The sequence below is a fragment of the Rhodococcus sp. 06-470-2 genome, assembly GCF_002258235.1.
Taxonomy (GTDB): Bacteria; Actinomycetota; Actinomycetes; order Mycobacteriales; family Mycobacteriaceae; genus Rhodococcoides.
Map to the genome: position 1 here is coordinate 149906 of NZ_NOYB01000041.1, position 15155 is coordinate 165060.

General features: G+C 65.3%; 13 protein-coding genes. 9 read left to right on the forward strand and 4 right to left on the reverse strand.

Going from position 1 to position 15155, the window contains the following annotated elements:
• Positions 1-113 precede the first annotated feature (113 nt).
• On the reverse strand, positions 114-812 hold the full coding sequence (locus tag CH276_RS24040) for a FadR/GntR family transcriptional regulator (protein ID WP_094631948.1): 699 nt from the start codon (positions 810-812) through the stop codon (positions 114-116).
• Between the two features lie 194 nt (positions 813-1006).
• Here CH276_RS24040 and CH276_RS24045 point away from each other — a divergent pair, with 194 nt between their 5' ends.
• The 7 genes from CH276_RS24045 (at position 1007) to CH276_RS24075 (ending at position 10246) form a co-directional block, all read left to right on the forward strand.
• A complete protein-coding gene (locus tag CH276_RS24045; protein ID WP_094631950.1) occupies positions 1007-2377 on the forward strand; it encodes an SLC13 family permease in 1371 nt (456 codons plus the stop codon).
• Between the two features lie 212 nt (positions 2378-2589).
• On the forward strand, positions 2590-3789 hold the full coding sequence (locus CH276_RS24050; RefSeq protein WP_032395453.1) for a CaiB/BaiF CoA transferase family protein: 1200 nt from the start codon (positions 2590-2592) through the stop codon (positions 3787-3789).
• Positions 3786-5288, forward strand: a complete 1503-nt coding sequence (locus CH276_RS24055) for a carboxyl transferase domain-containing protein (protein ID WP_094614861.1) — start codon at positions 3786-3788, stop codon at positions 5286-5288. The genes CH276_RS24050 and CH276_RS24055 overlap by 4 nt, the downstream gene beginning before the upstream one ends.
• A gap of 93 nt (positions 5289-5381) precedes the next feature.
• Positions 5382-6134: an IclR family transcriptional regulator gene (locus CH276_RS24060; RefSeq protein WP_094632183.1), complete on the forward strand. Its 753-nt coding sequence runs from the start codon at positions 5382-5384 to the stop codon at positions 6132-6134.
• 66 nt (positions 6135-6200) lie between these two features.
• A complete protein-coding gene (locus tag CH276_RS24065) occupies positions 6201-7376 on the forward strand; it encodes a 4-hydroxybenzoate 3-monooxygenase (RefSeq protein WP_094631952.1) in 1176 nt (391 codons plus the stop codon).
• 140 nt (positions 7377-7516) lie between these two features.
• A complete protein-coding gene (locus CH276_RS24070) occupies positions 7517-8719 on the forward strand; it encodes an MFS transporter (RefSeq protein ID WP_094631954.1) in 1203 nt (400 codons plus the stop codon).
• Positions 8720-8761: 42 nt separating this feature from the next.
• Complete coding sequence (locus CH276_RS24075) at positions 8762-10246, forward strand: amidase (RefSeq protein WP_094632185.1); 1485 nt, start codon at positions 8762-8764, stop codon at positions 10244-10246.
• On the opposite strand, the gene CH276_RS24080 is transcribed toward CH276_RS24075, so the two are convergent.
• Positions 10243-11295 (reverse strand): NAD(P)H-binding protein, encoded by a 1053-nt coding sequence (locus tag CH276_RS24080; protein WP_176459416.1) that lies wholly within the window; start codon positions 11293-11295, stop codon positions 10243-10245. The genes CH276_RS24075 and CH276_RS24080 overlap by 4 nt on opposite strands.
• 86 nt (positions 11296-11381) lie before the next feature.
• On the opposite strand from CH276_RS24080, the gene CH276_RS24085 reads away from it, so the two are divergent.
• Positions 11382-12182, forward strand: a complete 801-nt coding sequence (locus CH276_RS24085) for an alpha/beta fold hydrolase (protein ID WP_094631958.1) — start codon at positions 11382-11384, stop codon at positions 12180-12182.
• On the forward strand, positions 12179-13327 hold the full coding sequence (locus CH276_RS24090; RefSeq protein ID WP_094631960.1) for a PP2C family protein-serine/threonine phosphatase: 1149 nt from the start codon (positions 12179-12181) through the stop codon (positions 13325-13327). Before CH276_RS24085 ends, CH276_RS24090 begins: the two co-directional genes overlap by 4 nt.
• Here CH276_RS24090 and CH276_RS24095 read toward each other — a convergent pair.
• Both CH276_RS24095 and CH276_RS24100 read right to left on the reverse strand, forming a co-directional pair.
• Positions 13304-13663, reverse strand: a complete 360-nt coding sequence (locus CH276_RS24095) for an STAS domain-containing protein (RefSeq protein ID WP_032395449.1) — start codon at positions 13661-13663, stop codon at positions 13304-13306. The genes CH276_RS24090 and CH276_RS24095 overlap by 24 nt on opposite strands.
• A gap of 67 nt (positions 13664-13730) precedes the next feature.
• Positions 13731-15062 (reverse strand): MCE family protein, encoded by a 1332-nt coding sequence (locus tag CH276_RS24100; protein WP_094689133.1) that lies wholly within the window; start codon positions 15060-15062, stop codon positions 13731-13733.
• Between the last annotated feature and the right edge of the window lie 93 nt (positions 15063-15155).

Genomic DNA, 15155 nt, shown 5'->3' on the forward strand with positions numbered 1-15155 from the left:
CGCGACGATGTCGCGGATGTCAACCATGGGTGCTGCCCGAGCTGCCGAACTCGAAGTCATGGACGGATTCGGGTCAGAATTCATCCATAACTTCGAGCTCGGCGGGCAGTTCTCTAGCTGTCGACCGAGCGCAGTAGAGCCACATCCGAGACGAGTCGGATGTGGTCGGCCATTGCCCGGCCCGCCTCGGCCGGATCCTGATTGCGGACGGCCTCGGCGATGCGTCGGTGATGCTCGAGCGAGGCCTGGGGGCGGTCGGACTGCGACAGTGACTCGATGCGGGTCTCGCGAATCAGCTCGGCGATCTCGCCCATCAGGCGAGCGAGCAGCGGTGAGTGCGCGGCCTCGGTGATGGCGTGATGGAAGAGCTCGTCGCCGGAGTCTCCGCGATCGCCGTCGGTGATCTCGGTGGCCATCACGGACACCGCGTGGTCGATGGCTGCCATCTCGTCGTCGCTGCGCCGCGTTGCGGCCAGTTCGGCGAGCTTGACCTCGAGTGCCTCTCGGGCTTCGATCACCTCGGGCAGTCGATCGGCGTGCTCGCGCAAGGCGCGAATTGCCATGTCGCCCACGGGTCGTCGGACGAGTACCGCCCCATCGCCGTGGCGCACGGCGAGGATGCCCTGCACCTCGAGTGCAACGAGGGCCTGACTCAGCGACGCTCTGCTGACTCCCAGGTGGCCGGCGAGTTCGCGCTCGGGTGGAAGTCGATCGCCAGGGTTCATGTCGCGATCGGCGATGTGCTTGCACAGCTGCTCGACGATGACCTCGTACAGCCGTGGTCGGGTCACGGGGCGAATTTGCTCAGCCACTGTGTCACTCGCTCTCTGTTCCTCTGGACCTCCACCCTAGCCGCCGCCCACGTGGTAACGGCAGACACATTCGGGGTTGACAAGTGATCCACTTCACTGGTTGAGTCCCTATTGACTCAGTGGCCAGTCCAATTAGCCACTGGAGATCCTGGGCAACCGCTCGGGTGACACCACAGACGGACCGGAGACCTTCGATGTCGACCGAGTTGATACCCATCCTTGCGCTCGTCGTCATGTTCCTCGCCGCAACCGTGTTCCCCGTGAACATGGGTGCGTTGGGGTTCGTGGCGGCGTTCTTCGTCGGAACACTTGCCGTGGGCATGGGGGCCGACGACATCATTGCCGGCTTCCCGAGCAGTCTCTTCCTCACGCTCGTCGGCATCACCTACCTGTTCGCCATCGCGCAGAACAACGGCACGGTCGACCTGCTGGTCCGCGGAGCCGTTCGACTCGTCGGTGGCAGGGTGGCGCTCATCCCCTGGGTGATGTTCGGCATCACCGGCGTCCTGACCTCCATCGGGGCGCTCGGGCCCGCCGCGGTGGCCATCGTGGCCCCGATCGCGCTCGGCTTTGCCGCGCGCTACAAGATCAACGCGCTGCTCATGGGCATGATGGTCATCCACGGCGCGCAGGCGGGCGGATTCTCGCCCATCAGCATCTACGGCGTCACGGTCAACAACATCGCCGCCAACGCAGGACTCGTCAACAGTCCGCTCACACTCTTCCTCGGCAGCCTGTTCTTCAACGCCGCGATCGGTGCGCTGCTGTTCGTGTTCCTCGGTGGCCGCTCCCTCATCGGACGCAGCGTGCACGACGAGGACGGCAGTCGTCCCGACGGCGACTCGGGCGGCGTCGGCGGCTCGGGTTCTCGGACGGTCATGCGCGGCTTCGGCTCCTCGACGCCTCGTCCGTCCGGTCAGACGGTCACGGTCGAGAATGCGCCGCCCTTGGCCACCGCGGTCAAGGCCATCACCTTCGATCAGATTCTCACGCTCGTCGGCCTGGCCTCGCTGGCCCTGTTCGCCCTCGTGCTCGATCTCGACGTCGGCTTCATCGCGATGACGGTGGCCGTGGTTCTCGCTCTCGCATCGCCCAAGGCGCAAAAGGGTGCGATCAACCAGATCAGTTGGTCGACGGTTCTGCTCATCGGCGGCGTACTCACGTTCGTCGGGGTCCTGCAGGAAGCCGGAACTGTCGAATACGTCGGCGATTCGGTCGCGAGCATCGGTATCCCGCTCCTGGTGGCGCTGCTGCTCTGCTACATCGGTGCCATCGTCTCGGCCTTCGCGTCGTCCACCGCGATCCTCGGCGTCACCATCCCGCTGGCCGTCCCGTTCCTGCTCGCGGGCGAAGTAGGCGCTATCGGAGTCATCGTGGCCCTGTCCATCGCCTCGACCATCGTCGATGTCAGCCCGTTCTCCACCAATGGAGCCCTGGTGCTCGCCAACGCCCAGGACATCGACCGAGATGTGTTCTACAAGCAGATCCTCAAGTACAGCGCTCTGGTTGTGGTCATCGGTCCACTGGTCGCCTGGGGATTGCTGGTGGTACCCGGCTGGATGTAGCTCGACAGTAGCTCGGATGCGGTTCTCGATGATGGCGGCACGTGTGTTCGACGTGCCGCCATCACGCGTCTGAGCTGGGCAAAGTCCCGGAAATCGTTACTTGACTTCTCTGGGGTTCGCTGGTCCAATGGAATTGGCTAGGCCACTAGCCCAGTCATCCAATCGGACTTCGGGTCCGGCTCGCACCTCGCTTCGACGTAAGGATCAATTCGATGCCCCTCAACACGACAGGCAGAACCGGACCGCTCGAAGGCACCGTGGTGGTCGATCTGACCCGTGCCCTCGCCGGCCCGCACGCGGCGATGATGCTCGGCGACCTCGGCGCAGACATCATCAAGGTCGAGACCCCCAAGGGCGGCGACGACACCCGAGTCTGGGGTCCACCCTTCGTCACTCCGCGCGACGCCGAACGTGAGTCGACCTACTTCCTCTCGGCCAACCGCAACAAACGATCCATCGCACTCGATCTCAAGACCGACGACGGCCGAGAAGCGTTGGAGCACATGATCGAACGAGCCGACGTGCTGCTCGAGAACTTTCGCACCGGAGTGCTCGACCGCCTCGGCTTCTCGCCCGAACGCATCGCCGAGATCAACCCGCGCACTGTCGTGCTGTCGATCAGCGGATTCGGTCACGACGGCCCCGAGGGTGGCCGCTCCGGCTACGACCAGATCGCCCAGGGCGAGGCCGGGCTGATGTCGTTCACCGGCTCCGGTCCCGAGGACGTCCAACGCGTCGGCGTTCCCATCGCCGACCTGCTGGCCGGAATGTACGGAGCCTTCGGCGTTCTCGCCGCACTACGTGAACGCGATCGCACCGGACGCGGCAAGGTCGTCCGTACCTCCTTGCTCGCCAGCGTCGTCGGAGTGCACGCCTTCCAGGGCACCAAGTGGACCGTTGCCGGCGAGATCGGCACGGCGCAGGGCAACCATCACCCATCGATCTGCCCGTACGGATTGTTTCCGACCTCGGATGGCGCAGTGCAGATCTCCGTGGGCAGCGAGGGCCTGTGGCATCGGTTCTGCGAGGGCTTCGGTATCGACCCCGATCTCGAAGGCATGGCCACCAACCCACAACGCGTCGACAGTCGCGACGACGTCATCGAACTCGTCTCCAAGATCTTCCGCACCTACGACACCGAACCGCTGCTGGCCCTTCTCGACGAGATCGGTGTTCCCGCAGGCAAAGTGCGCAACGTGCAGGAGGTGTACGAGTGGGAGCAGACCAAGTCTCAAGGCCTGCTGGTCGACGTCGAGCACGCGACGTTGGGCACGGTCACTCTTCCGGGGCCGCCGCTGCGCTTCTTCGAATCCGACGGCACCGAGGTCACCGAAACCAATCATCTGGCTCCGCCGGTACTCGGTGCCGACGACGAGCTCGTCCGCGACTGGCTGAAAGAAGCGATCCGATGACCAGAATGACCGCCCTCGAACTGCTCGATCTGGTGATCGATCCCGGCAGCTTCGACTCCTGGGACACCCCGACCGCGGACTACGTCATCGACGACCAGTACGCGAGCGAACTCGCGGCGGCCCGTGAGAAGACCGGTCTCGACGAATCCGTCCTCACCGGGTCCGCGACGATTCGGGGCCGCAAGGTCGCAATCCTGCTCGGCGAGTTCGCATTTCTGGCCGGCTCGATCGGGGTTGCGGCGGGTGAACGGCTCGTCACCGCCGTGCACCGGTCGACGGACGAGCGGTTGCCGCTGCTCGCGTTGCCGACCTCCGGCGGAACCCGCATGCAGGAGGGTACCGTCGCGTTCCTCCAGATGGTCAAGATCACCGCCGCGATCACTGCGCACAAGGCGGCGAACCTGCCGTACATCGTCTACCTGCGGCACCCCACCACCGGTGGAGTTTTTGCGTCCTGGGGATCGCTCGGACACGTCACCGTCGCCGAGCCCGGTGCCCTCGTCGGCTTCCTCGGGCCTCGCGTCTACGAGGCCCTCTACGACGCGAAATTCCCCACGGGCGTACAGACGTCGGAGAACCTCCAGGCCCACGGGCTCATCGACGCCATCCGCCCGCCCGAGCAGCTCGGCGAAATCGTCGATCGGGCGCTGCGCATCATGACCGACATCCCGTCGTGCCGGCCCCGCACCGTCGAGGCGCTCGAATGGACGATCGAGGACGTGCCCGCGTGGACGTCGATCCTGGCCTCCCGTAGGAACGATCGTCCCGGCGTGCGCGAGTTGCTGTTCAGCACCGCAGCAGATGTGCTGCCGCTCAACGGAACCGGGCAGGGGGAGTCGGATCCGGGTCTGATTCTGGCTCTCGTTCGGTTCGGCGACATGCCGTGCGTACTGCTCGGGCAGGATCGACGTGGGCAGACGACCAAGACCCCGCTCGGTCCCGCAGCGCTTCGCGAGGCTCGACGCGGTATGCGTCTGGCTCAGGATCTCAAGCTTCCGCTCGTCACCGTCATCGACACCGCGGGCGCGGCGCTGTCGAAGGAGGCGGAGGAAGGCGGTCTCGCGGGAGAGATCGCTCGGTGCATCGCGGACATGGTCGACCTCGAAACACCGACGCTGTCGTTGCTGTTGGGGCAGGGGACGGGCGGTGGCGCTCTGGCACTGGTACCCGCTGATCGCGTTCTTGCTGCTCAACACGCGTGGCTCTCGCCGCTGCCGCCCGAGGGTGCGTCGGCCATCGTGCATCGGGACACTGCTCATGCGGCCGAGATGGCCACCAAGCAGGGAGTACGCTCGCTCGATCTCTTCCGGGCCGGTGTCGTCGACATCATCATTCCCGAGCTGCCCGACGCGGCGGACGAATCGCAGCAGTTCTGCGACCGGGTGGGTGCGGTGCTGCACCGGGAGCTCGCCGACCTGATCGCCCAGGATCCGTCGATGCGGATGATCGCCCGCGAAAAGCGCTTCAACAGAATCGGCTTCGCGGCTGCCGCGGTCTGATGGCCGCCGAACTCGAAGTTGTGGATGACTTTCGGCTGAAATTCGTCCATAACTTCGAGCTCGGCGATGACCGGGGAGGCTATCGTCGTGCAGGTGGCGGGCAATGCGCGGGATCCGGGGGTCTCGGTGGCGTCTCGACTGCTGGCGTTGCTCGGCGTGTTCGACGAGCAGAAGCCTGCGTTGACATTGACCGAATTGGCAGACGGCGCAGGTCTTCCCATCGCCACGGCTCACCGCTTGGTGCACGAGCTTCTCGGCTGGGGAGCACTCGTTCGCGGCGACGACGGTAAGTTCGTGGTCGGACGTCGGCTGTGGAAGCTGGGTATGTTGGCCCCGGATCAATCCGACCTGCGCGAGATCGCGTCGCCGTTCCTGCACGATCTCTACGGAGCCACGCTCGCCACGGTGCATCTGGCCATTCGTGACGGCGACGAGGTGCTCTACCTCGACAGGTTGGCCGGACACGCGTCGGTGCCCGCGATCAGCCGGGTCGGAGCCCGTCTGCCGTTGTACGCGACCGGAGTCGGAAAGGTGTTGCTGGCCTACGCTCCGCGCGAGGTGCACGACCGAGTGCTCGGGAACTTGGCCCGCATCACCCCGTACACGGTGACTCACCCGGGAAAGTTGGACAGCGAACTACGCCGAGTGCATCGCGAGGGGTATGCGCAGACGGTCGAGGAGATGACACTGGGAGCGTGTTCGGTGGCCGTACCCGTCCGCGGCGAGAGCGAGACGGTGGTGGCCGCACTGGGAATCGTGGTTCCGAGCATCGGTCGAGATCGCGCCAGACTGGTTGCAGCTCTGCAGGTTGCGGCCCGAGGAATCGAGCGAACTCTACGGGCATGAACGCGGGCTTTCACTGAGTGGAAACTACCTCTTGTCCGGAGGTCGTATGCGCGATGTACTCGATGCATGCGTACACAGGTCGCCATCATCGGTGCAGGGCCCGCGGGTCTGCTGCTGTCCCACCTGCTCGGGGAGCAGGGAATCGACTCCGTTCTGATCGAGTCGCGCACGCAGCAGTACGTGCTCTCGCGAATCCGCGCAGGCATCCTCGAACATTCGACGGTTCGGCTGCTCGACGACCACGGCTTGGGCGAGCGGTTGCATCGCGAAGGCCACGAGCACCGCGGAATCTATCTGCAGTGGCCGGAAGAGCGACACCACATCGACTTTCGCGATCTGGTGGACCGGAGCGTGTGGGTGTACGGGCAGACCGAGGTGACGAAGGATCTCGTTGCGGCGCGCGAGAAAGCCGGTCAGCAGATCTACTACGACGTCTCCGACACCGCGTTGCACGACGTGGAGTCCGACGCCCCGTACGTCACGTTCACCGACGCGTCGGGAACATCGATGCGGATCGACGCCGACGTCATCGCCGGATGTGACGGTTCCTTCGGTCCGAGCCGCGCGGCGATGCCGGATTCGGTGCGTAACACCTGGGAGCGAACGTACCCCTACTCCTGGCTCGGGGTGCTCGCCGACGTGGCACCGTCGACGGACGAGCTGATCTACGCCTGGCATCAGGATGGATTCGCGATGCACTCGATGCGATCGTCGACGGTCAGCCGGCTGTATCTGCAGGTTCCGAACGGCACCGACATCGCCACCTGGTCCGACGAGCGGATCTGGGATGCGTTGGCACGCAGGCTCGGTCATGGTCAGGACGGCTGGGAGCTGACACCGGGACCGATCACCGAGAAGAGCGTGCTGCCGATGCGCAGCTACGTGCAGACGCCGATGCGACACGGCAGACTCTTTCTGGCCGGCGACGCCGCGCACATCGTGCCGCCGACCGGAGCGAAGGGCCTCAACCTCGCGGTTGCCGACGTGGCCCTGTTGGCCCCGGCGCTGACATCGTTGCTGGGCAAGAACGACTCCCGTGCCGCCGATGCTTACAGTGACGACGCACTCCGACGCGTCTGGCGCTGCACGCACTTCTCGTGGTGGATGACGACGATGCTGCACACCGGCGACGATCCGTTCGACGCGCAGTTGCAGCTCTCCCAGTTGCGTTGGGTGGCCTCCAGCGAGGCAGGAGCAACGGGACTGGCGGAGAACTATGCGGGACTGCCCATCGGATTCTGAGCGTGTGGACTGTCGAACTCGAAGTTATGGACAGAATTCGGCCGGAATCCATCCATAACTTCGAGTTCGGCGGCGATCGCTGCGGCCGGCCCCTCGTTCGTTACCCTTGCGGAACAGCGAGAGAAACAGGGTAATTCACAGTGTCTGATATCGACGCGACCTCGGCGCGCACGACCACCGCGGTACGGGCCACCTACATCGCGTTCATCGGAGCCGGCTTCGCCTTCGCCAGTTGGGCATCGCGCATTCCGCAGGTGAGGGACCGGCTCGAGCTCACGTCGTCCCAACTCGGCATCGTGCTGCTGGCCATCGCCGTCGGGTCGTTGCTCGCCCTGCCGCTGTCCGGCATCATCATCAACCGCTTCGGGTCTCGGCTCACGGTGACTGTGATGTCTGTCGTCCTCGCGGCCGGTCTGACCATCATCTCCACCGGCTATCTCGTCGGTGTGGTGCCGTTGCTTCTCGGGCTGTTCGTGCTCGGATTCGCCAACGGCGCATGGGATGTTGCCATGAACGTCCATGGCGCAGTGGCCGAACGACGGCTCGGGCGATCGATCATGCCGCGCTTTCACGCGGGCTTCAGCGCGGGCACCGTGGTGGGAGCCCTGATCGGAACACTGATGGTGGTGCTGAACGTCTCGGTGACGGTGCATCTGCTGGCGGTCGCAGCCGCGATCGTCGGAGCCATCCCGTGGGGAGTCCGTAACTTTCTGAACGAGTCCGACGCCGAACCCGAACAGCCCGCCCCCGACACCTCGCGGCCACATGCCCTCGCTCGGTGGAAGGAGCCGCGCACCCTGTTGATCGGTGTCGTGGCCTTGTCGTTCGCGTTTGCCGAGGGCAGCGGAAACGATTGGCTCAACATCGCATTGATCGACGGATACGACGCATCGGCCGTCGCCGGGACCCTGGCGTTCACCACGTTCCTGGTCGCCATGACCGCGGTGCGGTGGTTCGGCAACGGTCTGCTGGATCGGTACGGTCGCGTCGTCGTACTGCGAGGTCTCGCGGGCGTCTCGGTGGTCGGCGTGCTGTTGTTCGTGCTCAGTCCAATTGTGCCGCTTGCTTTTCTGGGCGCGTTTCTGTGGGGATCGGGCGTCTCCCTCGGCTTCCCGGTTGCCATGAGTGCGGCGGCCGACGAGCCGGCAGCTGCCGCCGCTCGCGTCAGTGTGGTCGCCTCCATCGGATACTTCGCCTTTCTCGGCGGTCCGCCCCTCATCGGCTTCCTCGGCGGGCACGGTGACGTACTTCGAGCGTTGCTCGTGGTCGCTGCGCTCCTGGCGTGTTCGTTGATCGTGATGGGGGCATTGCGGCCCCTCGCTGGGTCGAACTCGCGGCATTGATTCCGCTCCGAGGCCGACATGGCCTCGGATACTGTGGCCGGTATGCGCATCGACGAGTATCGCCAGTACGACGGCCTCGGTCTGGCCGGTCTCGTGGCCGCAGGAGATGTGACACCGCGCGAACTGCTCGATTGCGCACTGGCGCAGGTCGAATCGATCGATCCGCGGATCAATTCCGTGGTTCGGGTGATGCGGGAGCAGGCCGACGACCAGCTGACGCGACCGCTGCAGGGGCCGTTCGCCGGCGTGCCGTTCCTGATCAAGGATCTCTCGCAGGACTACGCGGGCCTGCCCACATCGAGTGGATCGCGTGCGTTGACCAACCTGCCGATGCCCGAGCATTCCACGGTGGTGCAGCGCTGGCTCGATGCGGGCCTGGTGATCTTCGGTAAGACCAACACTCCGGAATTCGGGGCGAAGGGAATCACCGAACCGGCGGTGCACGGCGCGACTCGAAATCCATGGGATCGCAGCAGAACTCCCGGTGGATCGTCGGGTGGATCGGCCGCTGCGGTGGCGTCCGGCATCGTCCCGGTGGCGGGAGCCAACGACGGCGGCGGTTCCATCCGGATTCCGGCGTCGTGCTGTGGGCTCGTCGGACTCAAGCCGGGACGCGGACTGGTGCCGTCGGGCCCCACGTTCGGCGAACCCATGCACGGGGCAGCAGTGCAGGGCGTCGTGTCGCGGTCCGTGCGCGATACCGCCGCGATGCTCGACGTGCTGGCGGGCGGTGAGGCGACGTCCGGCTATCTGCCCGCGCGTCCGGACGGAACGTTCCTGTCCCGAGTGGGCAAGGACCCCAAGCCTTTACGCATCGGAATGTATGCCGTGACATCGGTCAATCCGTCGCCCCACCCGCAGGCCGTCGCCGCGATGGAGTCCGCTGCGAAGGCACTCACCGATCTCGGCCACACCGTCGAACTTCTCGACGCCCCACCGTACGACGACGCGAATCTCAACCGCGAATTCCTGCTGGCCTGGTTCACCTACCTGGCGTGGGAGATGGACGAGGTGAAACGCAGAACCGGTTGCGGCGACGACAGATTCGAGCGTGACACCCGCATCATGGCGGCGCTGGGCAGATCCGCCAGTGGTGTCGACTACCTCGAAGCAGTGGAAGGTCGCCATGTGCACGTGCGTGCGCTGGCCACCTTTTTCGAGACCTGCGACCTGCTGCTCACGCCCACTCTCGCGGAGCTCCCCCCGAAGATCGGTGCCTTCGATCTCGCGAAGCCGTTGGAGCTGGCATCGGAGTTGTTGCTGCGCAGCCGAACTGCAGGAATCCTGCGCTACACCGGCATCGTGGATCAGATGATCGACGACAACATCTCGTGGATTCCCTACACGCAGCTGGGAAACGTCACCGGGCGTCCGGCGCTGTCGGTTCCCGTGCACTGGACCCCCGAGGGTCTTCCGATGGGCGCGCACTTCACCGCACCCCTCGGCGGCGAGGCATTGCTCGTCCAACTGGCCGGTCAGTTGGAGCGAGCCGTGCCGTGGGCCCACCGCTACGCCGATATCGGTTAGCGGGTCACTCCGAGCAGAGCCTTTCCGACGATGTCCGACGGGCGTTGCCGCACATGGCCGTCGACGATATCGACGACTCCGCCTGCCCACTCGGGATCGGTGTCGGCGGCAGCCTGGGGATCGGCGTGGGCATCGGTGCCCTCCTCGGCGGTGACGGTGATCGAACGCTCGAGGGCCTCTCGGACGCTCATCAGCGACGTATCGGGCTCGGCGAACACCTCTGTTGCTGCGTTCCCGCGGCGCACCACCATGTCGTGGGTGAGGCTGTCGACCAACGAGATCACCGTGCCGGCAGGCATGGCGGTGATCTTGGCGACGGCACGCCCCACCAGACCGGTCGGCAACAGCGGTACCGGAATCTGTATGCGACGCAGACCGGCGACGCTGCCGTACGCCTGCAGTAGTTCGGGGTAGCTCATCGTCTCGGTTCCGCCGATGTCGAACGTTCCCGGGCGTGCGGTGTCGCCGAGAGCGCGGGCGATGATGGCGACCACGTCGACGACGGCGATGGGCTGGACCTGCCTGCGCATCCACGTCGGGATGGGCGTGAGCGGCAGGCGCTCGGTCATCCGTCGCACCAACTCGAACGACGTCGATCCGGAACCGAGAATGATCGCCGCCCGCAGCGCGGTGGCATCGACGGAACTGTCGAGGAACGTCTCCTCTACCTGCAGGCGAGAGCGCAGGTGATCCGAGAGCGGCGTGCCGTCGTCGGGAATGAGTCCGGAGAGGTAGACGATTCGGCGCACACCGTTGCGCTCGGCCGCGGCGGCCATGGCCTGCGCGGCATGCCGATCCTTCTCGACGAAGTCGCCCTCGTCCATCGAATGCACGAGGTACACGACCGCGTCGACATTCTCGGTCGCGGTGTCGAAGGTCTCGTGCTCGTCGAGGTCGAAGTGCACGGCGGTGACGTGAGCGCCCCAGGCGAAGCGCGATTTCTTGCTCGGATCGCGCATCGCAGCGTGCACGTCGTGACCCTGTTCGAGCAGGACCGGGATCAGCCGAGACCCGATGTATCCGGTTGCGCCGGTGACCAGCACTCGCATGACTTTCTCGTTTCTGTAGACACAGGCCATACCCCGTCGGAGCAGTCTCACTCCCCGGTGTCGGAAGCAGATGGCAGACTGTGCGGGTGAGTGCGCGTATCAGGAACAACGTCAGGGTCGTGGGGGCTGTCGACGGGCCCGTGGTGATGCTGGCTCACGGTTTCGGTTGCGACCAGACGCTGTGGCGTTCGGTGACCGATATCCTGGCTCCGAACTTCTCGGTCGTGCTCTTCGATCACGTCGGGTCGGGAGCCTCGGACCCCGCGGCGTGGGATGCCGACAAGTACGCGCCGCTGGAGGCCTACGCCCGCGACATCGTCGACATCGCCGAGGAATTCGATCTGCACGATGTGACGTTCGTGGGGCATTCGGTGGCGTCGATGATGGGTGTTCTCGCGGTCCAGGCGGCTCCCGAGCGATTCTCCAAACTCTTTCTCCTGACGCCGTCCCCCCGATACATCGACGACGGTGACTACCGGGGTGGCTTCAGCCGCGAGGACATCGACGAGTTGCTCGAGTCGTTGGACAGCAACTATCTCGGGTGGTCCGCGTCGATGGCAACGATCGTGGTGAACGCACCGGATCGGCCGGATCTCGAGAACATGTGGACCGCGAGCTTCTGCCGAACCGATCCCGAGTGCGCACGGGTGTTCGCCCGTACCACCTTCCTGTCCGACAATCGCGCCGATCTGGCCGGGGTCGCCCTGCCCACGATGATCGTCGACTGTGCTCGGGATTCGCTGGCACCGCCTCAGGTCGGCAGATACGTCCACGAACACATCGCAGGCAGCACCCTGCAGACCCTCGACGCCAGTGGGCACTGCCCGCACGTCACCCAGCCCGAACAGACCGCCGAGGCGATTGCGACCTTCGTGAGATCGTCGTGATCCACGAACTCGACATCGAGGACCTGTACGAGAACGCGCCGTGCGGCTACCTCTCGGTGCTGCCGGACATGCGGATCGTGAGACTGAACTCGACGCTGGCGAACTGGCTGGGATTCGAGGTCGACGCCTTGATCGGTACCGACTTCACCCAACTCCTCACCGCTGGTGGCCGGATTCACTACGAGACCCATTTCGGTCCGATTCTGCGGATGTACGGCCAGCTCGACGGCATCGCGATCGATTTCGTGACGTCCGATCGGCGACGGCTGCCCGTGTTCATGACCGCGAACGTCAAGACCGACGAGACGGGTGCGCCGGTACTGATTCGCATCACCGCGCTCGACGCCAGGGACCGTCGCACCTACGAACGCGAGTTGCTCGAGTCCCGAACTCGAGCGGAGCTGCTGGCGAAGACCCTGCAGCGGTCGTTGCTGCCGCCTGCCCTGCTGCCGCCGTCGGGAATGACCGCTGCCGCGCACTATCACGCGGCATCGAGCGACGAGGTGGGCGGAGACTTCTACGATCTGTTCCCGCTGTCGGACGACCGGTGGGGATTCTTCCTCGGCGACGTGTGCGGCAAGGGTGCGTCGGCCGCAGCCGTGACGTCGTTGACGCGGTACACCCTGCGCGCGGCCGCGGTGTACGACCACGATCCGGTCGCTGTTCTGCACAACCTGGACTCGGTTCTGCGGCAGGAGTTCCGCGAGAACGATGCGCAGTTCTGCACCGCGGTGTTCGGGGTGCTCAGTCGCTCGGACGGAGGATTCGAGGTGTCGATGGCCAGCGGCGGTCACCCACCTCCGCTGGTGATGCGGGCCGACGGCAGCGCGCACTACGTACACATGACGGGTGGGCAACTCGTCGGAATTCTGCGTGCCGCCCGCTTCGTGCCTGCCACCGTGACGTTGAGCGCAGGCGACACCCTGATGCTCTACACCGACGGCTTGACCGAGGCCCGCGTGGGCACGGGTCGATACGACGACGAGGGCGCGCTGCTCGAGTTCGCGACAGCCCACGCCCCGGCGACGGCAGCGATCATCGTCGAGGATCTGCGAGTCCTACTGAACAGCTTCGGCGACGGATTGGCCGACGATGCAGCAGTGATGGCGCTGGGGGTGTCGTCAGTCGAGAGCGGCGAGGGCTGACGCCAGATCTGCGTGCAGCGCGAATTCCTGATCGAGACCCATCAGTTTGATCGGGCGGCTGGTGGTCGGCCCATCGGCGACGACCGAGAAGGCGACGCTGTCCCCGTGGTTCTTCTGCGTCGATGCCAGCACCGTCATGGCAGCCGAGGCCAAGAACGAGACCTTGCTCAGATCGATGATCAACGCGGCAGGCGTGGTGGAAATCTGGGCGTCGATCGCGTTCGACAACGCGGGGGCCGTGGTGACGTCGAGTTCACCGGCGACAGCGATGACGGCCGCGCGGCCGTCGTTGCTGGACTGGATGGAGAATCCGGCGGTGTTCGTATCGGCTGACATCTGCACTCCTGAATCGTTACCCGCCGCGCTCGTCGACGGGGGATGCGGACCATTCAATCAGTTGGTCCTACTCGAACGTGACCTGCGTTCCTCTGAGCGCGGGAGCGCCGACCGTCGTGGTCCAGGACGGCACCGCGGCGGGGTCGATTCCGGTGGCCCCGCCGTAGACGACGGCCAGGGTCTGCTGCTCGGTGACCGAATTCGCATACGAGGCGGGCACGGGGGAGAGCTGCGGTGCAGGCACCGTCGGAATGTCCTGGTCACCGGGGTTTCGAGTCGGCACTTGGTACGAGCCGTCGTTCGCGGAGCCGCCCGGATACTGCGGGAAGTACTCGCCGGTCGAGCGCTCGATGGGAGTAGGGCAGGTCGGGCCGCGGTTCTGCTCGAACAATCTCGGCTCGTCCTGGTTCGGTAGGTACCGACCCTTCGGGTTGACGAACGGCATCGAGACGTTGATGCCGGGGTACTCGTCGCCGACGCCGGTGACGATCCGTCCACGCCTGGCCCCCTCGGCGAACTGGGCGACGGTGCAACCGAGCGCGGGTGAGAATTCGGCGAGGACTTCGAGGGCCTCTCGTGAGTTCGCGGCCAATCCGATGACGTTCGCGGAGTTGGCGTCGAGGAAATCGGCGGTGGTGGACGAGGCCGAGGTCACCGAGGCGTACAGCGATTCGAGGGCCGGGCGCTTCTCGACGACGGTATTGCCGGTGGTCCGTAGGTTGTCCAGTGCGTTGATGAGCTCGGGAGCGGCATCGGCGTAGGTCTGCGAGAAATCGGCGAGCCCGCGCAGGTCTTCCTGGATTGCGGGCAACTCCGTGTTGAGGCCGGCAAAAATGTTCTCGAGTTTGTCGATCGTGAGACCGAGCTGCTCACCACGCCCGCTCAGTCCCTGAGCCAACGCACCGAGGGTGTTCGACAGGTCCTCCGGCGGCACCGCCTGGAGCAGCGGCAACAGGCCGTCGAGTACCTGCCCGACCTCGATGGCGTTACCGCTGCGATCCTGCTTCAGCACGGTGCCCTCGGTGATCGCGGACGCCGGCTTGCCCTCGGGCAGGACCAGTGCGACGTACCGCTCCCCGAACAACGTCTTCGGCAGCAGTCGCGCAGTGGCGTTCGACGGAATCATCTCGGCCATGTCCGGCTCGATGGCCAACTCCGAGGTGACGACGCCATCGGCCGTCGTCGCCGAGCGGACTTCGCCGACGATCATGCCGCGAACCTTCACATCCGCATTGCGGGGAAGCGCGTTGCCGACGCTGTCGGTCTCGAGCGACACCGTCACCACGTCCTCGAACGTCTTGTTGTACGAGGTGACGCTCCACCCGACGAACATGACGATGAGCAGGACAAGGGCGATTCCGAGGAGTCGGTTCTGGACCGGCGAGGGGGAGCCGGTCATGCGACCGTGGAGACGACAACAGCAGCCATGTCGCGAACCTTAGTGGTACACAACGTCACACTTACTACCGAAGATCGGTTTGTGAGATGGACC

What these genes read in the sequence shown, in the direction of transcription:
- CH276_RS24045 (WP_094631950.1), top strand. Translation starts at nt 1,007, where the DNA reads ATGTCGACCGAGTTGATACCCATCCTTGCGCTCGTCGTCATGTTCCTC.
- CH276_RS24050 (WP_032395453.1), top strand. Translation starts at nt 2,590, where the DNA reads ATGCCCCTCAACACGACAGGCAGAACCGGACCGCTCGAAGGCACCGTG.
- CH276_RS24055 (WP_094614861.1), top strand. Translation starts at nt 3,786, where the DNA reads ATGACCAGAATGACCGCCCTCGAACTGCTCGATCTGGTGATCGATCCC.
- CH276_RS24065 (WP_094631952.1), top strand. Translation starts at nt 6,201, where the DNA reads ATGCGTACACAGGTCGCCATCATCGGTGCAGGGCCCGCGGGTCTGCTG.
- CH276_RS24075 (WP_094632185.1), top strand. Translation starts at nt 8,762, where the DNA reads ATGCGCATCGACGAGTATCGCCAGTACGACGGCCTCGGTCTGGCCGGT.
- CH276_RS24080 (WP_176459416.1), bottom strand. Translation starts at nt 11,295, where the DNA reads ATGCGAGTGCTGGTCACCGGCGCAACCGGATACATCGGGTCTCGGCTG.
- CH276_RS24095 (WP_032395449.1), bottom strand. Translation starts at nt 13,663, where the DNA reads ATGTCAGCCGATACGAACACCGCCGGATTCTCCATCCAGTCCAGCAAC.
- CH276_RS24100 (WP_094689133.1), bottom strand. Translation starts at nt 15,062, where the DNA reads ATGACCGGCTCCCCCTCGCCGGTCCAGAACCGACTCCTCGGAATCGCC.